Origin of the sequence: Campylobacter concisus, assembly GCF_002165785.1 — a bacterium.
Taxonomy (GTDB): Bacteria; Campylobacterota; Campylobacteria; order Campylobacterales; family Campylobacteraceae; genus Campylobacter_A; species Campylobacter_A concisus_W.
Window position 1 is genome coordinate 1 of record NZ_NDYO01000003.1, and the last position, 22,630, is coordinate 22,630.

Here is a 22,630-nt window from a genome sequence, read left to right on the forward strand (position 1 = left end):
TAGAGCTCCCGAAAAATCAAATTTAAGCCGCCGTATCGATTACTTTACCGTCGGCGGTTCTTATGATATATTTGCCTACTAGCTTAAACATGCTCTTTGAGTAGTCTGCCTTTTGACCCTTTATCATGTTTCCGCGCCTTATGCCCCATAGTTCACCTTTAGCACTTACTCTCATTTCAAATCCTTTTTCTTCAAATTCTCTTACCAGTCTAACTAGCCCAGCCGCTTGCGTTTGCTCCACCGCGCGATTTTCAAGAGAGTCTATCGTTACGTTCATCATTTTTTACTCCTTACAACTATTACAACCGTTACAACTATAAAAGCAGCATCTTCGTAGCCTCTTTGACTACGTCTTCATTTATAGGGGTCTTTGCGTATTCGCTTAGCATCTTCGCCCTTCTTAGCAGCTTTTCGGTCTTTCTGAAATTTCCTTTAGCTAGCGCTTCTATTAGATCAATGCATGGTTTTTGCGTTACGCCGAAGTTTTTACAAACAGCTTCTAGATCGTCTCTTATCTTTTTCTTGTCTTCGTCTACGTAGGAAAGTCCGCCTAGTATCCATTTATTTCCGACTCTCGAGCTTAGCTGTTCTAGCTCGTTTCCGCTCTTTGAAGCTGTTAAATTTATGAGCAACTTGTTAGTACCCACAAGCACCAGAGTAGCACGACTAAAATCGTGCATCCTGCGCAAGCTTTCAAGCGCACGGTAAGGCAAATGCTCGGCCTCGTCTATAATGATTGTTCTGCTTACCTTTTTTAGAGCTTCCGCGCTTTGACGTATTAGCTCATCTATGCTTCCTTTGTCGTTTAGTCCGAGCTCTCTGGCTAAAATTTTAAAAAGACTCTTTGTGGACGTATTTATGGTGGCTTCAATTAGAATGCTGTCCGGATGCGTTCTTACGTATTCGCGAACGGCCCTTGTCTTTCCGCTGCCAGCTACTCCACTTATCATTGCCATATCTCTATCTTGCACCGCCCAGCCGATCACCGCGTGTATGCTTTTGGCGTCCTTGGTTTTTACGAAAGGTAGCTCGTCTTGTAAAACGTCCACTTTTTGGATAAAATTGTCAAGATAGTTCTTAGCTGGCTCTTCTACTTTGTCGGCATACTTGTAGCTAGAGCCTTCCTTTATATATCCCGAGATATACGCGGGATTTATTCCCAACGCCGTAGCAAATTTGTTCTGACTCATACCGCTTGATTTATTAGCTTCGATGAAGTCTTTTATTCTGTCTGCTAACTGCATTTTTCCTCCTTTTAATTTTGTTTTTTTAAATGTTTTAAACGCCGTTTAATAGGACTTTAAACGACCTTGAAAACATTTTTATTCTCCGCTTGCTATCTCTATGGCGTCGTCTACGGAAAATTTCTTTTTAGTAGTTCGCTCTGCGGTAAATTCATTTAATTTGTCGTAATCAAACCCAGCATTTATTATGTTATTTACCTCTTTTTGCCTTTTTATGGTCTCTTTTAGTGTCTCTATCTTGTCGTCGTCTTCGTAGTTAAAGTTTTCAGGTTTTAACGCCTCTTTATGGGCTTCAAGCATTACTTCGAGATCGTAATTAACGTTTAGTCTAGTAAATTCGCTAAATTCAGCACGTTTTATGACAGCGCGGATAGCTTTCATATCGTCTTTAAAGACCTTTTTAACGGCCTTATATGTTTCCGCACTCATAGGACATATCTCTTTATCATTTGCTTCGCAGATGAAATTTCCTTCCAAATCAAACACGAATATCGAGCTTACATCGTCTATGTTTTCGCTAACTAGTACCGGCGTTTTTACGGCCGGGAGAAACGGCGAGCCGAATTCTCTTGCATCGTAACTAATTCCCTTTTTGCCTACCGTTCTAGACTCCAATCCCCCCGCATGTAACATAAATTCCTCTTTTCTTACTCCCTTTAACGGAGTCGTATCGCTATTCCAACGATCCATCGGGCTTGATTTTTTGCGTCCTACGCTCATTATGTCCCATTTAAGCACCTCGGCTTCAAATTTAACCCTTACCTGATCTAGCGTTAGTAGGTATTTAAGGTTGGTCTTTTTGACAAGTCCTAGCTCGTCTTTTGCGGATCTGTCTTTTTTAGGCGTTCTTTGCTCGATTGCCTCTCTCATGGCTAGGTTAAATCCTATATACCCCGGCGTTTGAGAGATGCCCGCATGCTGCATTACCCCAAAGTGTCTCTCTACAAAGCCCTTTTCGTCGCCGCTATATGCTATGGCTCTATCGTAGTCGATATTTAGACCGTTTAGTAGATGCTGGAACTGATCGCTTAGGTAGTCTTTACCGTTGTCGCCCTTTATGTAGTCTGGTTTACCCAGCTTACTAAGTGCTTTCCACATGAGCCTTACAAGGCCCAGGGCATTTGATTTTCTCTCTATACTGGCCACGCATCTGCCACTATATACGTCCACGATGCTAAGGATATTGGCTCGTATAGCCTCTCCTTTTTCTCCGTCTCTTACCATCACGTCAAGTGGTGAGCTATCTATTTGCCAGCATTGATTGCGTCTGGTTATCATCTCGCCCTGATCGCCTAGAGCTGGCTGGAAGTAGCTTTTCGCTTTATCTTCGCCTTTCGTGATCATTATGTATTCAAGCTTGTTAATGGCGTAATAGCCGTCTAGGTATCTTTTTATTACGCCTGCGTCAAAGAGCGGTTTTATCTTTCCAGTTAGAAATTTCGGATAATTATGCACTTCGCCTCTGCGCCTAAAATACTCTTGATGGAGTCTGCGGTAAAGCTCTGTTATATTTAATCCACCTGCGCCGTAAGCACGGAAATTTTCAAGTATAAACTCCTTCATCCACTCTTCAAGCACGCTGGCATTTTTCCTATGTTTGCCTCGTTTGTCTATTAGCGCCGCCGCGCCCTTTTCTTTATAGGCCTTTTGCCATCTAAAAAGGTTTGCCTCACTTATACCGCTGTCCTCGCAAAACTTTTTACATGACACGCCTTGTTTTTTAGCCTCTTCATATTCTTTTAGCACTTTGATTTTTTCATTTATTTCCTCTTTTTCGCCATCGTCCAGCACTGCGTATTCCCTGCTTAAATTCTCTTTTTTACCGTCGCTCGCACTCTCTTTGTTTTTGCTGCCACCCTTGATCTCGCTAAATTTCATCTGTCTAAATCCGCTTTGCTCCGAGCCATCCTCTATGTACACGCATACGTCTTTATCTGCCTTGCCGCTTTTTATCGCTGCATCTATATCCGCGATCTCTACCGCAAACAGTAGCTTTGCTCCACCGCGGCTTCTGATGCCGGCGTCGGATATCTTTATGAATGGATATTTTGCTGAGCCCCTATTTATAGAATTTGCTAAAGCTCTTGGATGTATGCCAAAAATTTCAGCAGCCACAGCAGTTTCGACATAGATCATTTAGCTAGCCTTACTCTCTTCTTGTTCTTTTTTAAGACCACTTGGAAGCTCTTTGATTATGCCCTCACTTAAAAGCACTTCAAACACCTTTCTTGAAGTAGCGAAATTTTTACTACCTGCCACTTGACCACTTATCACCATATATGTGGTTCTCTCACTAAGATTGTGTTTTTTAGCCCACTGTCTTATGCTTATGCAGTTATCGGTGAAGTATTTCTTTATCACTTTGTGCTCCTTTCTTATGATTTTCATTGCTAAGTCGGCTTATTAAATTTTTAGTTATAATCTCGTTTTAAGACCATAAATAAGGATTTATATGCACGAAGCTAAGATGAACTTCGCTTGCCCTAAGTGCAAGCAAGCTACGGCGATATCTATAACCACGTTAAAGTTAGACACCTTTGAGTGTTATCACTGTGGTGAGAAGCTCTATGCTGGTGCATTACCTAAGCTTGCCCATAAGCTTAGTAAAGAATTTCACAAGCTTTTCAAAAAGCATGCCAACGCATACTTTTATACCAGGATAGAGTTTGAAAGAGACTTCCAAGAGATAGATGATGGCGGAAGATTTTTCTTTGATGAGCTTAAAAGTTTTCAGGATAACGATATGCTTATCGCACCGCCTAGATTTGAGATACTAGCTTACCAGTTTAAGTGTATAGACACTAGTGCTAGAATGCTTTTGCACGACGATAGCATAGCTCATCCAAAAGACTATTTTATACCTGCTAATTATCAATTTTCATATAAATTTAGCGAAGTCATGGATGAGCCGTATCTAAATGCGTCGCACAAAGACATACCTAGCGAACAAGATCGCGAATTTTTCGGGCTACATCTACTTGATTACGCCGACTTGATCCACTATACAAGACTTTATAACTCATATCTAAGAGCTTTTTCGCATACTCATCACACGTTTGCTTGTCTTGAGTATTGATCGAGTCTATATGTCTATATAAGACTCTATCGCAGTATTTCACAAGCTCCCTTGAATATCCACCTTGGCTCAAAACCGCGAGCAGTCTCTCTGCACCTTTGCCTAGTCGTTGTCTAACGCTAAAGCTAGACTCGCTCGGCTCGGAACCACAAAATATGACTTTCATTTCTTGCCTTTCTGCCGACTTAACAATGAAAATTTAAAGAACTATTTTTCAAACCTTTGAAAGATTTAATCTCAAATAAGATATAATTTTTCGTAGATTTGAAAGAATTATATAGTATTTTAACCTTATTTGTCAAGGTTAAAATACTATGTTCATATATTTTTTTAATCAAAGGCGGCAAAATGGACGATCAAAGAGATAAAGTTATATTTGAAAATATGAAAAATTTTTTTAAGGTCGATAGTCTCGAAGATGTAGCAGAAAGGCTAGGTTATTCTAGGAGCACGGCCGCTACATGGCGCTCAAAAGGCTTAACCTCAACTGTAAAATTAAAATTCGCCAGCCTAAGCACAGACAAGGTTAATAAACCTTATAAAGATAAAGCGAATTTAAGGTATTTTGAGAATGTAACAGCAAGTGCTGGCTATGGCTCACAAAACGATGAACAAGATTATTCTATAATCCCTGTCGGTAGAGATTTTATGGAACAAGTTTTAAAAATACCATTTAAAAACTATGATGTAATTAAGGTTTTTGGCGATAGTATGGAGCCGTTTGCACAAGATGGCGACGCCGTAGTAGTGGATTTGGATGCAGAGGTAAAAAATGGCGACATAGTTATAGCAAATATCGGCGGAGACGTATATATAAAGAAATTTTTGAGAGACACGATACACAAAGAAGTAAAATTAACATCGTTGAACAGTTTTTATCAAGATATTATTTTAAAGGGTGAGGAAATAAATCAGTTAAAAATAATTGGTAAGGTTAGATGTAAATTTAATATCAATATGAAAATATTTTAAAATATAAAAATAAATTTAAAATGATGATTAATAGTTTAAGCTATTTCTAAACAATATTTAAGATTAAAATAGTTTTTTATTGCGTTTTTACAATGATGATTAAAGATAAACCCATAAATACGCAAATTATTAAAATTAATCATCACTAAGCCCTGATTAATCATCATTTTTCTAAAAATTTGATGATTAATACCTATGTTTTTAAATTTTATCTATGTTCTTGACGGCAAACCTTAAGCGATATATGTCCTTGATGCGTTAAAATCTTGGGACGATTTTTGGGACGCTTTAAAAGGTGTTTAAAAGTCGATTATTTGGTATTTAAAGTCTTTTTGCGATGTTAAATTTTTCCGCTTTTTTGGGACAAAACGGACGATTTGGGATTATAGGGATTTTTCTTGCAGCTGAATTTTTGCATTACAACTGAGAGTGAAACTTTTTAAGGCGCCTATTTTACGCGCTTTCAAAAATCTCGCGCTAAAATTTCTCACTCTCATTTTCTATACCCCCTCACAATAACCCTACAAAAGAAGAAAAGGAATTTTTAAAACAAAAGGCTGATAAGAATAATACAAAACATGTTGGTGGGTAGTCTAAACTTTATATTAATCAGGCAAGCAATTTAGTCTTACCTAATTTTACCTATTACATAAAGCTTTTTAATAAAAATTTATATTATAAATTGACTAAATTTACAAACATACTAAAAGATAAAATAGTAAATTTTGATCTTTAAAATTTAAAAAATCTGTATAAGTTCTTTGTTTTCAAGCTTATATGAGTTGTCGCATTTAGCTGCTAGATCGTTGTCGTGAGTGACTAGAACAAGGGCAGCGCTATTTTCATTTATATAGTCAAATAAAACTTGCATCACTTCATTTGCCGTTTGCTTGTCAAGGTTACCAGTTGGCTCGTCTGCAAAGATGATCTTTGGCTTCTTGGTAAGTACTCTAGCGATACTCACACGTTGTTGCTGACCACCGCTTAGCTCACCAACTTTTTGATTTATCACATTTGAAATTTTAAGTGACTCAAGCTCTTTTTCTTCTATTTTTTCACCAGATAAGATGCTTGCAAGCTCAATATTTTCATAAGCACTAAATCCTTTAAAAAGATAGTGTGACTGGAAAATGATGCCAAAATGAAGCCTTCTAATGGCCAAAAGCTCATTTTGAGAAAGCTCATAGATCGATCTATCTTGATAGATGACCTCACCAAAATTTGGTTTTAAAAGTGTTGAAAGTATGTGTAAAAGCGTTGATTTGCCACAACCGCTAACGCCGGTTATTGCGATGCTTTGTTTTTGATTGAGAGTTAAATTTATATTGTTAAAGAGCGTATAATCATACGCAAAGCCTAGATTAGACGCTCTTAAAATTTCCATTAGCCTATTTGAGCAGCAACTTCTGCAGCAAAGTCATCTACTTTCTTTTCTAAGCCTTCGCCAAGTTCAAAACGAACGTATTTTACGATCTCGATCTTGCCACCAAGCTCTTTGCTTTTCTCTTCGATAACTTGTTCTATAGTCTTTTTATCGTCCATTACATAAAACTGGCCTAAAAGTGTAAGGCGTTGGTCAAGCACTGTGTTATCAGCGTAAAATCTCTCGATCTTGCCAGGAATGATCTTATCCCAAATTTTCTCAGGCTTGCCCTCAGCTTTTAGCTCTTCTTCAATCGCTTTTGTAGCTTTTGCAAGCTCTGCCTCGCCTATCTGGCAGCGGCTAGCGTACTCAGGGATGTGATGAAGTGGCTTGCCTAGACGTTTTAGCTCTTCATTGTCTTTTTCAAGCTCAGCGCGAAGTGCAATAAATTCTTTCTCAACAAACTCTTTATCAAGATCTTTATAGCTTATAACGCTTGGCTTCATAGCAGCTGCGTGCATACATAAATTTCTTATAAATTCTGCTGCCTTGTTTGCAACTTCAGCACTTTCGCAAGCTGCACCGATAAGTACGCCAACGCGGCCATTTGAGTGAACGTAGCCATTTACCACACCCTTATCATCAGCGCTAATAGTCTCAAAGCGGCGAACCACAAGGTTTTCACCGATGGTTGCGATCTGAGTTTTGAAGTAATCTTCAAATTTAACACCATTTAAAGTGCTCGCATTTAGCTCTTCAACTGTTGCTATGCCGCTTGATTGGATGTGAGCTGTTGCGTCTTTTGCAAGTACTTGAAACTGTGGGTTTCTAGCAACGAAGTCAGTTTCAGAGTTGATCTCGCTGATAGTTGCTTTTTTGCATTTTGAGCAAACTTCAACACTTACTAAGCCCTCGCTTGCAAGGCGGTCAGCCTTTTTAGCAGCTTGACCTAGGCCCTTTTCACGAAGGATGTCAACAGCTTTCTCCATGTCACCATTTGCTTCGCCAAGTGCCTTTTTGCAGTCCATCATGCCAGCTCCAGTTGATTCACGGAGCTCTTTTACCATTTGTGCAGTTATTTCCATTATTCTTCGTCCTCGCCAAAGTCTTCTTCGCTCATAGCCTCAGCTACAACTGCGTCTTTCTCATCTTGGCTTACTTCTTCGCCAGCAGCTTGCTCGCCACCATCTTGCTCAAGAAGTGATTTGCCCTCGTTGATCGCCTCAGCCATCTCTTGGCAGAAAAGCTGAACAGAGCGGATCGCGTCGTCGTTTCCTGGAATCGGATAGTCAACAACGTCAGGATCGCAGTTCGTATCGATCGGTGCTACAACTGGAATTTTTAAACGATTTGCTTCTTGAACAGCGATCTTTTCTTTAACTGTATCAACGACAAATATCATATCAGGTAGGCTTTTCATATTACGGATACCACCAAGAGTTGCGATAAGCTTCTCTTTTTTGCGGCGAAGCATCAAAGCCTCTTTTTTAGTTAATAAATTTATCGAACCATCTTCTTCCATAGTCTCGATAACTTCAAGTTTGCGGATAGACTGGCGGATAGTACCGAAGTTTGTCATCATACCACCTAACCAGCGGTGATTTACATAAGGCATTCCACATTTTTCAGCGTACTCTTTGATAGCATCGATAGCTTGTTTTTTAGTACCAACAAATAGCACTGACTTACCTTCAGCAGCTGCGTCACGAACAATGTTGTAAGTGTAGCGGAAATAGCGGATAGTCTTTTGTAGATCTATAATATAGATGCCTTTTCTCTCGCCAAAGATAAATTTTTTCATCTTTGGATTCCAGCGGCGTGTTTGGTGACCAAAATGTACGCCACACTCTAATAAATCTCTCATAGTTACCATGAGTTTCTCCTTGTTTTAGGTATTTTGCCTTGAATTTAGTTTTATCCTCCACGACCATTAATGCTTTCGCACAACCAAATTTAGGATTGTCGTGTGTGAAATAAAACTTGGATTATATTGAAACTTGGCTTTATTGAAGCTAAATTTAAAGATTTCTTTAGCTACAAATAAAGCTCAAATTTCTTTAAATTTACTCGAAAAAGCCTTTTTAACGACCTTTTCGTCCTTGACACAAAACTCGCCTTTTGCGATCACGTCGTATAAATTTAGCTCCTCATCAAAGACACAAAGATCAGCATCATTGCCCACTTTTATCTCGCCTTTTTGGCTTAAATTTAGATATTTCGCCACGTTTTTACTCATCAAAGCCAAAGTATCCTCTATATTTAAAATTTTATTTCTTACCAAAGCTTGCAATACCTCTAAATTTGACGCACATGAGGCACAGCCATATCCCACTAGCTCGCCATTTTCCTTAAATTTAGGCACGCTACCGTTTCCGTCTGAGCTCATCGTTAGGCGCTCTAAATTTAGCCCATTTTCAAGGCTGTAAGCCACCACCTCATGAAGTGGGGCAAATTTACTTCCACCGCTTGTGATATCGATGTTTCCGCCCATTTTTTGAAATTTCAAAGCCTCGTTAAATAGGTCTTTTGTCCTAGCGCAGTGTGTCGGCGAAAAGTAATGAACTGGGAATTCGTAGTATTTTATCACCTTAAAGACGTTGTCAAATTTCTCACTCAGCCCTCCCATGTGCATGTGAAGCACGCCGCCTTTTTTAGAGACTATGCCGCCTATGCGTATCTTGCTTAGGATCTTGATGAGCTCCTCTTTTGAGACGTAGCTACCGCGGTTATCGGTTAGTGCGATCTTTACGCCGATCACTTTGTCGATTAGTATGAGATCCTTTGCGATGTCGCCGGTAAATGTCACACAAGGGCTTGCGTATGAGCCAGTGTGGATGAAGGTTGAGATGCCCTCAAACTCGAGCGCTTTTGCTTTTGAGTAGAGATTTTCCAAGCTTCTAGTAACCCCGTCAGTCCCCAAAACGCCAACAAGAGTCGTCGTGCCATATTTTACGATCTGACTAAGCGTGATCTCAGGCGTTCTTGAGTGATATCCTGCCTAGCCGCCGCCACCCGTGATATGCACGTGCTGATCAATGAGGCCCGGGGCTAAAATTTTGCCTTTTAGGTCGTAAATTTCAAGCCCTTCTACGCTAAAGCTTAGCCCATCACCGATGGCTAAAATTTTACCAACACCTACTAAAACATCGCATTTGCCAAGAAATTTTGGCGTGTATAGATTAGCATTTTTAAGCAAAAGCATATTTTCTCCTTTATTTGCTAAGTTGTACTTTTTCCTCTATCTCCATCAGTTTTATAAAAATTTGCTCGATATTTTCCCTATCCACGGCGCTTAGCTCCATCTTTTTTGAGCTAAGTAGCATCTGTACAAACTCTTCATTCATAAGCTGCTCAAAGCCTAAATTTCTAGCGTTTTGAGCTATTTTTGCCACTAGTGGATTTTTAAAGCTCTCATATCCCATTTTTATCCTTAAATTTGACCGCAAATCCGCAAAATCTACCGCACACGCCGTCTCTTCGGTATGAAAAATATCTCTCGTCGCAGTGCGTACAGACCTCACTAAAGTTTAAATTTTTAACCCCAAGTGCCTTAAATTCATCTCTCAAGGCCGCGTTCATATCAAAATTTCTACCTATTTTATATGCGTTAAATTCCCCAAGATCAAGCTCGCCCACCTCGTAGCAGCTGCCTTTTATATTTGCCCCGATAAAGACACTGATGTCGCCCGCTCTTGAGCTAAATTTCTCGCTCATAAGCGTAACTGCTTTTGTGCAAATTTTTAGCATCACGCCAGCTCTGCCTGCATGAGCCACGCAGATAGCGCCCTGCCTCTCATCTATCATCACAACAGGCGAGCAGTCCGCCACCAAGACGCAGATGCCAACATCACTTAAATTTGTGATCACAGCGTCACACTCTGGTAGCTCGTCTTTTTCATCTTCAAGGATAAAAACCTTGTCCGAGTGGATCTGCTTCATAAATTTAAGCTTTTTCACGCCTAAATTTTGAGCTAAAATTTCTCTATTTTTGATGACGTCTGCTAGGTTGTCACCCACGTGATCGCCTAAATTTAACGAGTTAAATTTACCCTCACTCACGCCGCCAAGCCTGTTTGTAAAGCCAGCAGTGATGCCATTTTTATCAAAAACGATCTCTAAATTTTCACGCATCTTCGCTCGCTTAGTAAAGACTTGAAATTCTCTCGACCTCGTCCCAGCTAAGGCCACCATTTTGCTTAGTCTCAAGCATCCTAGCCACGTAGCGAGCCAGCAAGTCGCTCTCGATATTTACGCGTCTGCCGACCTTGAAAGTGCCAAAAAGGCTATCTCTAAACGTGATGGGAATGATCGTGAGCCTGATACCTTTTGGCAAAATTTCATTTATCGTAAGGCTCACGCCCTCAACGCCAATCGAGCCCTTGTTTGCCATGAGAGCCATCGCCTCCTTTGGCAGGTCGATGTAGAAATCAATGTCATTTTCATGCTTTTTTATAGCCGAGATCACGCCGATAAAGTCGATGTGTCCTTGCATCAAATGCCCATCCACGCGCTCGCCAAGCTTCATCGCAGGCTCGATATGCACTAAGCCACTTAAATTTTCAACCGCGACATTTGCCCTGCTCTCTGCGCTTAGCTCCACGCTAAAGCCATCATCATATAGTTTGGTTACACTTAAGCATGCGCCATTTACTGCTATGCTGTCGCCTAAATTTGGGCGAAATTTAGCCTTTAGCCGTAAAACATTTTGCGAGTAGCTAATGACATCGGCAAGCTCTCTGATTAAGCCATTAAACATATTTTGCCTTTAAATTTTTTAAGGATTTTACTAAAATTTGCCTAAATTTGGGCATCGATAAGCTTGGTATTTTATAAAAAGAAAAAATAAATTTAAAGCCTTGATGGGCAAAAATGCTAGTAAAATTTAGCTTCAAGCTACTCATTTAAAGTGGCTTGCTTGGTATAAATTTAGATCAAATTTGCAATCTCAATGAGCCAGTTTGCCAGCCCTTTTGGCTTTGAGATCATCAAAATATGTCCGCTATCAAGCTCTTTTGTCTTTGCATTTATCTACTTTGTAAAACGCTGCTGCAAGCGAAGTTAGCGGATTTTGCACGGCAACAGCGTTAATGCCAGCTTCTTACAAGTGGCGGATCAACTCAGCGTAGCAAGAGCCATCGACAAATGTGCCATGAACTAAAACAATATTTTTAATCATCTTTTTTAAATTTGTTTGGTTTTGACCTTTTGCAGGCGATGTGTAAGCAAAAGTAGGTAAAATGGCACTTACTGCAAGCAAAGCAGTCGTAGCAAGAAAGTGCCTACGTGATGAAATTTTAGGTATAAATCCCTTTAAAAGGATTGTCAATGATACAAAAAACAAGCGATCTTAATAAATTTTCATAATTAGCTTGTCTGCAAAACTAGCCAAGTCTTGCTAAAGTCGCGCGCCGCTAGGTCGTCCCTCTTTATCCACAGATAAATTCTACCCTCACCGTCCCAGTCCATGTCGCTATCCCAGTCGCTATCTATCTGCAAAAGCAGCTGCCACTGAGCGGCATTTTCACTAAACTCTGCGATGTTTGGGTGGTGATAAGCGCTACCATCGCCGCAGTCAAGGCCATTTGCCACGAGCTCACACTCTAGCTCCATGCCGTCTTGGATGTTGTCAGAGTGACCAAGGAGCTTGTTTTCTTTAGCCTGCCAGCTTGGCTCGATGACCTCGTGATATGCCTCCCACTCCTCCTCGCTAAATTTACCAAATGGCACGAGCGAGCTTTGCAAACTTGGCAAATTTAGTTCGTTTTTAAAGCTAAGAGAGCGTGCGCCAAATGTGAAATTTCCGCCATCCATGTTTTGGCGAGCAAGCTGGTCTTGAGCTGCCTCGACAAAGATCACGGCAAAGCCCTTTTTATCAGCAGGGTCGTAGCCCCAAATGCGTAAATTTATATCATAAAAAAGATAGAGCATGCCACTTTTTGGTAGTAACCCATCGGTGTCAAAATTGCTAACTTCAGCAAAATTTATCTGCGCCACAAAGCTAAGCGCGCCGTTTTCATTTGACGGCCAAGGCACGCTAGCTGGAAGATCTGGCTGCCCACCAAATTTAGACGCTCCAATGGCGATATCACCGTCACTTTTAGCCTGCGTATCTATCTTTATAGCATTTTTAGCCATTGGCTTTAAAAACTCAAAAAGCCCCTCCAGACCGCGCTCTTTGCAGCCTTTATAAATTTCATTTAGATCCATATTTTACCTTTTTAGCAAGCATCGATGTAGATGTGATACTTTTTGCAGTGCAAGCAACGAAACAAATATCCAGCAAAGTCGCCACCCGCTACGAGCACCTCGCGCGCCATTTTGACATCATACTCGTCTCTTTTTGCGTAGTCATCAAAAACCTCGTCTGCGATGCCAAGCTCTAAAAGCTCCTTCGTACCCACATCGCCCAAAAATGCGCAATAATCATCACAGCACACCACCCAGTGCTCGCCCTGCCAGCTCTCATAGCCAGGTGTTCTTCTAAAAAGCTCCTCATCTTTTTTGGCGTCATCAGTGGCGAGTTGGTCGGCGTCTTGCACAAAAGTAGCGTCAAATTTCTTAGCAGCTGCGCCATTTGAGATGCAAGCTGGGCAAAGATAGGTGACGTCTTGCTCGCTGTATATGCCGTTATCATAGTAAATTTCAGTGTTTTCGCCGCGACACTCACAAGTGACACTCATATCATCTTTAAATGCACCAGTTTTTAAAGGCTCTGGGTGATAGCAAAATTTTGGCAAGGTGGCAGCCTTTGCCTTTTGGGCTAAAATTTGCTCTTTACTCTTTGGTCTTGGCACCGCCCATTTGTCGCCCTCATCCATAAACTGCGCAAGATAGCCAAGCGTTTTTAGCTACTTTTTGTCGTTTCTATCGTGTATCTTTAAAAGTAACTCATAAGCGCTCTTTTGCATAGACAAAAGCTGATAAATATCTACTAAAACGTGTTTTGCCTGCGGCTCCTCGCTTGATTCAAGCTCCTCTTTAAACTGATACAAAGCCTCTACGCTTACTGCATTGCCCTTATTTTTGTAGTAATCTTTTGAAAGTTTTATATATTTTTCTTGAAATTTATCCACAAATGACCTTTGTTTAAATTTGCTAAGAATTTTAGCCTTAAACACTTAAAAGTCGCATAGATGAGTTATTAAAATTTAGAAGATTGCGATAAAAATATAAAATTATTTCATTTTTTAAAATTAAAAAAGCGTATTAAATTTAATGCAAAGGAGAGTCACAAGCAAATTTACTTAAATTTCAACTCACTTGTGACTATAAATTTTACTCCTCGTAAGCTCCGATAGAGAGGATTTTGTCTATTCTTTTTGCGACAAGCTCGTTTATATCAAGCTTCTCAAGCTCGGCTAGCTCTGAGATGAAGTAGTTTGCAAGTGCTTTTGCAGCGCCGTCTTTATCTCTGTGCGCTCCATTTATAGGCTCGTCTATCACAGCATCGACTAACGACAAATGCTTTAGATCATCAGCCGTTATCTTCATAGATTTTGTAGCTTGCTCTTGTTTAGCTGGGTCGTTCCAAAGTATCGCAGCACAACCCTCTGGTGAGATGACTGAAAAGACAGAGTTTTTCATCATAGCAAGTCTATCAGCCACGCCAATAGCTAAAGCACCGCCGCTTCCACCTTCGCCGATAACGACAGCTATTATTGGAGTTTTTAAATTTGCAAATTCAAATAAATTTCTAGCTATGGCCTCGCTTTGACCTCGCTCTTCAGCGCCAATGCCAGGATACGCACCTGGAGTGTCTATCAAAAATAAGATAGGTAGGTTAAATTTTTCAGCCAATTTTGCTACGCGTAAAGCCTTTCGGTAGCCCTCCGGATGAGGCATACCAAAATTTCTTTTTAGTTTATTTTTAGTGCCACGACCTTTTTGCTCGCCTATAACGACAGTCTTTTTGCCTCCGATATAGCCGATGTAGCAGACTATTGCTGGGTCATCGCGAAATGCCCTGTCGCCATGGATCTCATAGCCATCAACTAAAAATGAATTTATATAGTCAATAGCATATGGTCTATCTGGATGACGAGCAAGTTGCAAACGTTGATATTCGTTTAAATTTTTATATACTTTTGATATTTCTTTAGATAGGTTTTTATTTAAAATTTCAACAGCATGTTCATCGCCTCTGATCTTAGCATTTGCTATATCTTCATCAATTTGCTTTATGCTCTTTTCAAAATCTAAATAATTTGACATCTTAATCCAACTTTTTAAATATCACGACGCCGTTTGTTCCGCCAAAGCCAAATGAGTTACTCATAACAGCTTTTATGTCAGCTTTTCTAGCTTTATTTGGAACGTAGTCTAGATCGCACTCTGGATCAGGAGTTTCGTAGTTTATCGTTGGAGGGATAATGCCGTCTCTCATTGCCATTATAGATATAACAGCCTCGATCGCACCAGCACCACCTAGACAGTGTCCGGTTTGACCTTTTGTTGAGCTAACTGGTGGACATTTATCACCAAAAACTGCTTTTAGTGCCGCAGTCTCATTCTTATCATTTACAGGTGTTGAAGTACCGTGCGCATTTACATAATCTATCTTTACATCTTTTGCCATATCAAGTGCTTGTTTCATCGCACTTAATGGGCCTTCAAGTGTTGGCGATGTGATATGGTGTGCATCTCCGCTCTCACCAAATCCAACTACTTCAGCGTAAATTTTAGCACCTCTTGCAACAGCCGACTCATACTCTTCAAGTACAAGCGCACCGGCTCCTTCACCCATTACGAAACCATCGCGATTTGCGTCAAATGGCCTTGAAGCCTTACTTGGTTCATCATTTCTAGTTGAGAGAGCTTTCATTGCTGCAAAGCCGCCTATACCTACACCACAAATAGTAGACTCAGCACCGATAACTAGCATATTTGTAGCTTGACCGATCATTATACATTTTACAGCTTGCGATATCGCATGAGTGCTTGCTGCACATGCTGTTACACTAGACAAATTTGGACCTTTAAGTCCGTGGTTTATAGAAACTATGCCACCTAACATATTTACAAGTGCCGATGGAATAAAAAATGGCGAAATTCTCTTTACGCCTTTTTCAAAGTATGTAATTGAATTTTTTTCAATATTTGGCAAACCACCTATGCCAGCTGCCGAGCTAACGCCAAATTTATGAGCATCAAACTCTTTAAAATTTGCATCAGCCATAGCTTCATTAGATGCTTTTATGCCAAGCTGTATGAAACGATCTACTTTTTTCACCTCTTTGCCGTCTAAAATGCTATTTGGATCAAAATCAGTTATCTCGGCAGCAATTTTAACAGGGAATTCACTTACATCGAAGCTCGTGATCTCTTTCACACCTGTTTTACCCTCGCAAATAGCCTTAAAAGAACTCTCTTTGTCAAGGCCAAGTGCGTTTATCATGCCTATACCAGTTACAACGACTCGTTTCAATACATCTCCTTAAATCAAACTGTGTAAATTTAATTATTTACCTAGTTTTTCTATATAATTTACAACGTCTTGAATGCTTATTAACTTCTCTGCTTCGCTATCAGGAATTTCTACTTCAAATTTCTCTTCTAAAGCCATAACTAGCTCTACAACGTCGAGTGAATCTGCACCTAGGTCTTCGATAATTTTAGACTCTAGTTTCACTGCTTGTGGATCTACACTTAGTTGTTCTACAACTACGTCTCTTACGTCTTCAAATACTGCCATTTTAAGGTCTCCTTATAAAAAATGTCTGTTATCTTATAATATTTACGCTTTTATTTATTTTAAATTTCAAAACTTGTCTGAAATTTACCTACATATAAAGTCCGCCGTTTATTTTAAGCGTCTCGCCAGTGACGTAGCTCGCGTGATCGCTCAACAAAAATGCAACCGCTTCGGCTACTTCGCTAGCACTGCCAAAACGTTTTAGTGGGATGTTATCGCTATAAGTTTTCTTCACCTCATCGCTTAGCCCATGCGTCATATCAGTCTCAATAAAGCCTGGAGTTACGCTGTTAAAGCGGATATTTCTACTTGCGCCCTCTTTTGCAAAGCTCTTGCTCATAGCAATCAGTCCGCCCTTGCTAGCTGAATAATTCACCTGTCCTGCATTTCCCATCTCACCAACGATAGAAGCGACGTTTACGACCGCTCCAAAGCGCTTTTTACTCATAACTTTTAAAGCCTCTCTACATCCGATGAAAGCTGAAGTTAAATTTGCATTTATCACATCTGTAAATTCGCTAGTTTTCATGCGAAGCGCTAGCTTGTCATTTGTTATACCAGCGTTATTTACAAGGTAGCTTAGCTCGCCGTCGCTATCAACTATCAAATTTATACCTTTTATAAACTCATCTTCGTCAGTTGCGTCAAATTTTATTACAGCAGCCTTGCCGCCATTTTGCTCTATCTCAGCCTGCAAAGCATCCGCTATCTCAGGTTTTGAACGGTAGTTTATCCATACTTTTAGGCCCATATTTGCAAGTGTTTTTGCGACCTGTGCACCAATACCTCTACTTGCACCTGTTATTAGGACATTTTTCCCGCTAAATTTCATACTTTCTCCTTCATTTTTCTAATTTTTCAACGATTGTAGCTTATATAAGCTTAACGTCTAAATTTTACTACCCTTTTCCCATTTTATCTTCTTGCCAAAACAAAGAACATTACTTGTAAATTTTAGTTTTTCAAGGCTTATGCACCAAATTTTTGGATCCATCGCTTTTGCATAAAAAAATCTTTTAAAGTAAATTTCTCGCTCACTTACGCTAGCCTCGCTCATCACTCCTTGAAACTGCACGCCCTCGATCTTGCCAACAATCTTTGTATCAAGAGCGACCGTACCAGCAACAAGCTTTGAGTTTTTTAAAAATTTGATATGTGAGCTATCATCTGAGCTAGCTAGCAAAAGGCTAAAATTTACCTCATCAAAGGCGTAAAATGCGCTAAAAGAATAAGGCTGCCCCTCATCATCAATGACGCAAACGCTAGCAAGATGCATCTTTTTTAGAAATTTAACTATCCTCTCATCCATCTAAATTCCCCTAAAAATGTCAAGAATGGTTTGAAATTTAAAGATGACTATGGCGATTATTAGCACCCAAAGCATAAAAATAATAAGCTCTATTAGAGTAAATTTATCTTTTGCAACCTTCTTAAAAACAAGCATCGTTAAAAATGCTCCCAAAAAGCCGCCAATGAGCGAAAAGTAGTGGATCGCATTTACTTTTACGAAGCTTGGCAAAAGCCCTTTAAAAAATAGTGAAAACATCAAAATTGAGAGCAAATTTGCAAGTATAAAGTAGTAGCCAACGACTGGCAAAACAGGCCAAAGCCTAGCAAAAACAAAGCTTAAAACAGTTATAAGCATCAGCAAAAATATCCTAGTCCCAAAACAACACATCGCCCGTCCTTTTTTGACGCATTTTACAAAATTTTGCTTTATGAAATTAAAATTTTGCCGATCTAGCCTCAAAAGGATTTAAAAATGCAAACAAATTTTTACTCTCAAGGAAGCTACAACAACATGAGCTTTTCGATGAAGACTAGCTCAGGCGATGAGATAAGCTTTTCTATGTATGACAACAAAAGTTTGGAGTTTTCTAGCCAGAAAAATGGCACTTCAAGCCAAAAAAGCCTAACTCTAACCCACGAATACGGCTATGAGTTTTTATATAAAGGAAACGGCATAGACGAGCAGGATATGAAAGAGATCGAAGAGGCGATGAAACAAATTCGCCCGCAAGTTGATGAATTTATGAAAAACGTCAAAGAGGGCGACAAGATAGCAGGTAGCAGTCAAAGCATAAGCGAGCTTTCAAACAAGATCAAGCAGATGTTGCCTGAGCCAAAAGATCTAAATCACAAAAATTTCATAAATGACAATATGCTAAAGATGTTTGACGAACTTTTAGCTAAAAATGATGCAAATAAAAATCTACTAAATGCTACAAAAAGGCTATTTGATACCTTGCTTGATGAGAGCAACAAACTATCTTACTACGCATAAATTTAGGGCCTTTTGGCTCTAAATTTTAACTAGCGCCTCTCTTTGATAAAAGAGGTGCGACAAAACTATCACAAAATAAAGCTGAAAAAATAGCCCAACAAGTGGCACAAGTGAGATGAGATAAAACAAAAGTGTAAAAACTATAAATTTAACCCCGCCACCTTCAAGCAGTGCTAGCTCAAATTTGTCACTATCAAGCGTGTTTGAGCCAACGTCTATTAGTAAAAGCTTGTAGTAGATGTAAAAAAATGGCACATTGATGATGAAGAAATTTAAGATCGGCACAAACAAAAGCGGTAAGCAAATGAGTAAGATCCCAAGAAATTTCATGATCTCAATCATCATCACCTTTAGCACTCTAGCCGTGCTAACCTCGCTTTTAAGCACGTAGTTGTAGTGTCTTTTGTTTATCTCTTTGGCTACAACCGGCGTTAAAAAGCCAGCTACGATTAGAGCAATCACGATGCTAACAATGATCGTTAAAAAGGTGCTTAAAACATAGAAAAGTATGCTAACTATCCATTTTGTGGCGCTAAAGCTTAAAATTTTAATAGCGATAAAAGAGAGCGCCGAGTTTGGCTCTAAAAAGGTAAAATTTTCGTTTTTGGCGCTATCACTTAAAAGATCAAATATCTCACCGCCGCTCCAGATCGTAAGCCACGTGAGACTAAAAATGCTAAGACAAAGTGGCAAGATGGATAGCGCTATAAATTTGGCTGTAAAAAAGTCTTTAAAACCAAGGCGAAGAAGGTTTATCATTTCACCTTTTTATATTCATGCTCAAGTGCTGCGTAAATTTCACCTATCTTACTAACGCCATTTGACAAAATTTCACTCATCACTTCATTATCTTCGCGTCCGTTCCAATTTTTCTTATAGCTGCCTTCTTTGTAGCCATTATTTTGACGGAAGCGATTTAGCACGTTTTTAGCGATGTAGCATTCGTAAAGCGAGTATAAATTTACTCCACATTTTAAAGACATAGAGAAGTAAATTTTTAAAATATCAAATATATCGTAGTCAAACCCGCTGCACTCATGTATAAGCATCTCAACATCATTCATTATCTCATAAATGCTCTCATCTTCGATCTTTAGTGGCTCTTTACAAAACTCTCCAAAACCGCTTGATTGGCAAATATCATCGGCTAAAGTTTCTATATCTCCAAGCTGTTTTGATTTATAAATTTGCAAAGCTAGGCTCATTATAAAGTGCCAGATATCAACAACTTCTATGCGTAAATTTTGCTCATCAGTCTTAGCATCGATGCTCTTCCAGTGCTTCCAAGCAAAGCTATCAATCAGTTCAGCACATTCCATATATATGCAGCGCTTCCAGCTGATTAATTTATTTTTATTAGTATAACCATTTTCCCAGCCAAGCCCATTTGTCTCATCATTTAGGCTTTGCTGCATCTTTAACATCTCTAAAATAATCGTTCTTTCATTCATTTTAGGCCTTTAAAAATTTTAAAGGATTATAACAAAAAATTATTAAATGCCACGAGGCAAGCTTGACTTAAATCATTTTATGTATAAAATTTAGGAGCTAAAATAAGCAAAAATTTCAAAGGAGAAAAAATGAGAGAAAAAGATCTAGTGGTTTGCAATGTTTGCGGACTAAAAAGCAGTGATGATACAAATGCAGTTTTTATCCACGCTCATAAAAATGGTGAAGAAGTTGACATCTGCACCAGTTGTGTTCCAAGCGTAATCCATGGCTCAGGTATGGTCGTAAAATCAAACGAAGAGATAAAGGCTGAAATTTAAACTTTAGCTATCATTTGAGGATCTTGTCTTACAAGGTCTTCAAATTCTTCTACACTCATAGGACGAGATAAGAAAAGTCCTTGAACTTCGTTACAATCAAGCTCTTTTAAGAAATGAATATCTTCTTCTTTTTCTACGCCTTTTGCGCCAACTTTTATCTTCATCGCCTTTGCTAAATCGATAATTGCAGATACGATTTGTGCATCTATTTTGCTATTTGATGCTTGAGCAACAAATTCACTTGCTATTTTTATACGCTTAACACCGTATTTTCTAATATAAATAAATGAAGTATATCCAGAGCCAAAATTATCTATACAAACATCTATATTATTTTCTTTAAGAATAGAAAAAATTTTATCAAGAGTTTTAGAATTATTTGTCCATATTTCTTCGCCAAATTCTATTTCAAAAAGCTCTGGATTTATATGATGAGAGCGTAAGCTAGAAACAAAATCTAAAACAAATTTTTCTGATTTACTTTGAATCTGCGCAACATTTATACTTATTTTTGGTATCAAGAGTTTTTCTTTTTGCCATCTATCTACATACTCTATGGTCTTTGAAACTAAAAGCGAGCAAATATCGTTTAAGATATCACTATTTACATTGACCTCTTTCATAAATTTGCTTGCTTCCATCAAGCCAAATTTTTCTGATTTCCAATATAAAAAAACCTCTGCGTAGATCATTTTTTCGATTTTTAGGTCAAATATTGGTTGAAAATATACATGAAGGTCTTCTTGCAAATTAGCTTTTTTAAGCGCGATCTCGATACTTGAGCTTAGGTGCATTTCATTGCTAATTTTATCGCTATAAACCATAGGATTTAAAGCTGGATTTTTCTTGGCATAATACATTGCCATATCTGCATTTTTTATAATATTTCTTGGATTTGCCGTGCTATTTTTTGTTGCTACGTCTATGCCTATTATGCACTTAAGCCCAAAGTGATATCTATCTATTTGAATTGGCTTTTCAATAGCATCTTTTAAGGCAATACCAAGATTTAAGCGTTTTGTATGACTATTTATCTCCATTTTTGCTAGTACGATAAATTCGTCCGCACTAATCCTTGCTATGGCTTCTTGTCTATTGCAAACTTCAAGTATCCTTTTTGCAACTAATTTTAAAATTCTATCACCTATTTCATGTCCGTAAGATGTATTTATACTTTTAAAACGGCTTAAATTTATATAATAAACTGCGATTTCCTCATCTTCAGAGATACTTTTGCACATTCTTTCAAGCTCATTTACTATAAAATTTCTATTGCCAAGGTCTGTTAGATAGTCTTTTTCGGACATATCTTGAAGTCTTAAATTTGCGAGCATAAGTTCATTGGTTCGCTCATGCATCGACTTTTCCATCTCTCTATGAAGATTTCTCTCATAATCTAATATTTTTCTGCTTGCAATAGAGCTTTTAACATAGTAATTAACAATAGCATTTACAACTAAAACAAAAAGTGAGATAAGTGCACTAAAAGATGTTAGATCTTCCTGTAACAGCAAAGGTAAAACTATTATTATTGGTAGCCATTTTGATCCTATTGAGATATCTTTATCGGTATTTGTAACATATTCATTTTGGGCTTTTAAATGAAAAGCTCCTATCATTAAAAAGAAGAAAGGAACTATATACAAAAAATCTATTTTATGGCCAAAATTTACATTTGAGATCTGACTATAGAAAATAAATAAATTTAGCATCGTAAATAAAATGCTAGCTGATATAAGGTAAAAGCCGCTAATTTTTATACGAAGCAAACTGCTTGTAAAAATCTCACTTAAAGTAATAAAAAGTATAAGAAAATTTATGGCCACAATAGAGAGAAAAACGATATTTGATCCATTATTTATCATCGATGAAATATCTATTTCGTCAAAAATACCATATATTAAAATTACTATTAAAAAAAAGACACTTATGCTATCCATGATGATGGCTAGCTTTTCTTGGCTAGCTGCAAATTTTGAATACAAAAATATACTAACGCCAGCTAAAATAGATATCATCGGCAACATAAAAAATACATCAAGATACGCATAAGAACTATGAGCACGCAATAATACATCTTGATTTAACACCATTAATGCATCGCAAATAGACCATAAAAAAACACCAAAACATATTGCAAGCCAATGCGTTATTTTGGTTTTTACTTTATCCATTGAAGTATAAATACCAAAAGTTATCATAAAGAAACTAAGCAAAATAGATATTTTTCC

General features: G+C 38.5%; 29 protein-coding genes. 4 read left to right on the plus strand and 25 right to left on the minus strand.

What is annotated here, in order from left to right:
• Window positions 1-22 precede the first annotated feature (22 nt).
• The 4 genes from B9N62_RS01970 to B9N62_RS01985 all read right to left on the minus strand — a co-directional run bounded on the left by B9N62_RS01970 (window position 23) and on the right by B9N62_RS01985 (window position 3,605).
• Entirely contained in the window at window positions 23-280 is a 258-nt protein-coding gene (locus B9N62_RS01970) for a hypothetical protein (RefSeq protein ID WP_087584145.1), read from the minus strand.
• 34 nt (window positions 281-314) lie between these two features.
• The gene (locus B9N62_RS01975; protein ID WP_087584146.1) at window positions 315-1,244 is read right to left on the minus strand and encodes an AAA family ATPase; all 930 of its coding nucleotides are present in this window, start codon (window positions 1,242-1,244) and stop codon (window positions 315-317) included.
• 78 nt (window positions 1,245-1,322) lie between these two features.
• A complete protein-coding gene (locus B9N62_RS01980; protein WP_087584147.1) occupies window positions 1,323-3,380 on the minus strand; it encodes a DDE-type integrase/transposase/recombinase in 2,058 nt (685 codons plus the stop codon).
• Window positions 3,381-3,605, minus strand: coding sequence for a hypothetical protein (locus B9N62_RS01985; protein ID WP_021086766.1), 225 nt, complete (start codon window positions 3,603-3,605; stop codon window positions 3,381-3,383). It lies immediately after the preceding gene.
• A 91-nt stretch (window positions 3,606-3,696) separates the two neighbouring features.
• On the opposite strand from B9N62_RS01985, the gene B9N62_RS01990 reads away from it, so the two are divergent.
• Both B9N62_RS01990 and B9N62_RS01995 read left to right on the plus strand, forming a co-directional pair.
• The gene (locus tag B9N62_RS01990) at window positions 3,697-4,320 is read left to right on the plus strand and encodes a hypothetical protein (RefSeq protein ID WP_087584148.1); all 624 of its coding nucleotides are present in this window, start codon (window positions 3,697-3,699) and stop codon (window positions 4,318-4,320) included.
• 348 nt (window positions 4,321-4,668) lie between these two features.
• Window positions 4,669-5,292: a S24 family peptidase gene (locus B9N62_RS01995; protein ID WP_087584149.1), complete on the plus strand. Its 624-nt coding sequence runs from the start codon at window positions 4,669-4,671 to the stop codon at window positions 5,290-5,292.
• 739 nt (window positions 5,293-6,031) lie between these two features.
• Here the strand turns inward: B9N62_RS01995 and B9N62_RS02000 are convergent.
• The 18 genes from B9N62_RS02000 to B9N62_RS02075 all read right to left on the minus strand — a co-directional run bounded on the left by B9N62_RS02000 (window position 6,032) and on the right by B9N62_RS02075 (window position 18,024).
• On the minus strand, window positions 6,032-6,676 hold the full coding sequence (locus tag B9N62_RS02000; RefSeq protein ID WP_087584150.1) for an ABC transporter ATP-binding protein: 645 nt from the start codon (window positions 6,674-6,676) through the stop codon (window positions 6,032-6,034).
• Window positions 6,676-7,740, minus strand: a complete 1,065-nt coding sequence (tsf, locus tag B9N62_RS02005) for a translation elongation factor Ts (protein WP_087584151.1) — start codon at window positions 7,738-7,740, stop codon at window positions 6,676-6,678. The genes B9N62_RS02000 and tsf overlap by 1 nt, the downstream gene beginning before the upstream one ends.
• Window positions 7,740-8,528: a 30S ribosomal protein S2 gene (gene rpsB / locus B9N62_RS02010; protein ID WP_002941277.1), complete on the minus strand. Its 789-nt coding sequence runs from the start codon at window positions 8,526-8,528 to the stop codon at window positions 7,740-7,742. Before rpsB ends, tsf begins: the two co-directional genes overlap by 1 nt.
• 174 nt (window positions 8,529-8,702) lie before the next feature.
• On the minus strand, window positions 8,703-9,548 hold the full coding sequence (locus tag B9N62_RS02015; protein ID WP_307772218.1) for an amidohydrolase family protein: 846 nt from the start codon (window positions 9,546-9,548) through the stop codon (window positions 8,703-8,705).
• A 105-nt stretch (window positions 9,549-9,653) separates the two neighbouring features.
• Complete coding sequence (locus B9N62_RS10700) at window positions 9,654-9,857, minus strand: hypothetical protein (RefSeq protein WP_257640162.1); 204 nt, start codon at window positions 9,855-9,857, stop codon at window positions 9,654-9,656.
• A gap of 10 nt (window positions 9,858-9,867) precedes the next feature.
• Window positions 9,868-10,077 (minus strand): acetyltransferase, encoded by a 210-nt coding sequence (locus tag B9N62_RS02020; RefSeq protein WP_087584152.1) that lies wholly within the window; start codon window positions 10,075-10,077, stop codon window positions 9,868-9,870.
• Window positions 10,067-10,786: a peptidoglycan editing factor PgeF gene (gene pgeF / locus B9N62_RS02025; RefSeq protein ID WP_087584153.1), complete on the minus strand. Its 720-nt coding sequence runs from the start codon at window positions 10,784-10,786 to the stop codon at window positions 10,067-10,069. The genes B9N62_RS02020 and pgeF overlap by 11 nt, the downstream gene beginning before the upstream one ends.
• 10 nt (window positions 10,787-10,796) lie before the next feature.
• Window positions 10,797-11,411, minus strand: coding sequence for a riboflavin synthase (locus B9N62_RS02030; RefSeq protein ID WP_087584154.1), 615 nt, complete (start codon window positions 11,409-11,411; stop codon window positions 10,797-10,799).
• Window positions 11,412-11,753: 342 nt separating this feature from the next.
• The gene (locus B9N62_RS10445) at window positions 11,754-11,981 is read right to left on the minus strand and encodes a hypothetical protein (RefSeq protein ID WP_180382145.1); all 228 of its coding nucleotides are present in this window, start codon (window positions 11,979-11,981) and stop codon (window positions 11,754-11,756) included.
• 38 nt (window positions 11,982-12,019) lie between these two features.
• A complete protein-coding gene (locus B9N62_RS02040; protein ID WP_087584156.1) occupies window positions 12,020-12,862 on the minus strand; it encodes a YwqG family protein in 843 nt (280 codons plus the stop codon).
• 11 nt (window positions 12,863-12,873) lie between these two features.
• Complete coding sequence (locus tag B9N62_RS02045) at window positions 12,874-13,473, minus strand: CbrC family protein (RefSeq protein ID WP_257640163.1); 600 nt, start codon at window positions 13,471-13,473, stop codon at window positions 12,874-12,876.
• A 30-nt stretch (window positions 13,474-13,503) separates the two neighbouring features.
• Window positions 13,504-13,728, minus strand: coding sequence for a hypothetical protein (locus B9N62_RS10705; protein WP_257640164.1), 225 nt, complete (start codon window positions 13,726-13,728; stop codon window positions 13,504-13,506).
• A 202-nt stretch (window positions 13,729-13,930) separates the two neighbouring features.
• Window positions 13,931-14,866, minus strand: coding sequence for an acetyl-CoA carboxylase carboxyl transferase subunit alpha (accA, locus tag B9N62_RS02050; RefSeq protein ID WP_087584157.1), 936 nt, complete (start codon window positions 14,864-14,866; stop codon window positions 13,931-13,933).
• 1 nt (window position 14,867) lies between these two features.
• A complete protein-coding gene (locus B9N62_RS02055; RefSeq protein WP_087584158.1) occupies window positions 14,868-16,079 on the minus strand; it encodes a beta-ketoacyl-ACP synthase II in 1,212 nt (403 codons plus the stop codon).
• 33 nt (window positions 16,080-16,112) lie between these two features.
• Window positions 16,113-16,346: an acyl carrier protein gene (gene acpP / locus B9N62_RS02060; protein WP_021091725.1), complete on the minus strand. Its 234-nt coding sequence runs from the start codon at window positions 16,344-16,346 to the stop codon at window positions 16,113-16,115.
• Between the two features lie 88 nt (window positions 16,347-16,434).
• Window positions 16,435-17,178, minus strand: a complete 744-nt coding sequence (fabG, locus tag B9N62_RS02065) for a 3-oxoacyl-ACP reductase FabG (protein WP_087584159.1) — start codon at window positions 17,176-17,178, stop codon at window positions 16,435-16,437.
• Window positions 17,179-17,235: 57 nt separating this feature from the next.
• Window positions 17,236-17,655, minus strand: a complete 420-nt coding sequence (locus tag B9N62_RS02070; RefSeq protein WP_087584160.1) for a hypothetical protein — start codon at window positions 17,653-17,655, stop codon at window positions 17,236-17,238.
• Window positions 17,656-18,024: an L-arabinose ABC transporter gene (locus tag B9N62_RS02075; protein ID WP_257640165.1), complete on the minus strand. Its 369-nt coding sequence runs from the start codon at window positions 18,022-18,024 to the stop codon at window positions 17,656-17,658.
• 84 nt (window positions 18,025-18,108) lie between these two features.
• On the opposite strand from B9N62_RS02075, the gene B9N62_RS02080 reads away from it, so the two are divergent.
• Window positions 18,109-18,630 (plus strand): ATP/GTP-binding protein, encoded by a 522-nt coding sequence (locus B9N62_RS02080; protein WP_087584161.1) that lies wholly within the window; start codon window positions 18,109-18,111, stop codon window positions 18,628-18,630.
• An 18-nt stretch (window positions 18,631-18,648) separates the two neighbouring features.
• Here B9N62_RS02080 and B9N62_RS02085 read toward each other — a convergent pair whose 3' ends face one another.
• Both B9N62_RS02085 and dut read right to left on the minus strand, forming a co-directional pair.
• Window positions 18,649-19,389, minus strand: coding sequence for an EI24 domain-containing protein (locus tag B9N62_RS02085; protein WP_087584162.1), 741 nt, complete (start codon window positions 19,387-19,389; stop codon window positions 18,649-18,651).
• Window positions 19,386-20,081, minus strand: a complete 696-nt coding sequence (gene dut / locus B9N62_RS02090) for a dUTPase (protein ID WP_087584163.1) — start codon at window positions 20,079-20,081, stop codon at window positions 19,386-19,388. The genes B9N62_RS02085 and dut overlap by 4 nt, the downstream gene beginning before the upstream one ends.
• Window positions 20,082-20,210: 129 nt before the next feature.
• Here dut and B9N62_RS02095 point away from each other — a divergent pair, with 129 nt between their 5' ends.
• Window positions 20,211-20,399 carry a hypothetical protein gene (locus B9N62_RS02095; RefSeq protein WP_021091806.1) on the plus strand — a complete coding sequence of 63 codons (189 nt, stop codon included), beginning with the start codon at window positions 20,211-20,213 and terminating at the stop codon, window positions 20,397-20,399.
• Here the strand turns inward: B9N62_RS02095 and B9N62_RS02100 are convergent.
• The gene (locus B9N62_RS02100) at window positions 20,396-22,600 is read right to left on the minus strand and encodes a bifunctional diguanylate cyclase/phosphodiesterase (protein ID WP_257640166.1); all 2,205 of its coding nucleotides are present in this window, start codon (window positions 22,598-22,600) and stop codon (window positions 20,396-20,398) included. The genes B9N62_RS02095 and B9N62_RS02100 overlap by 4 nt on opposite strands.
• Between the last annotated feature and the right edge of the window lie 30 nt (window positions 22,601-22,630).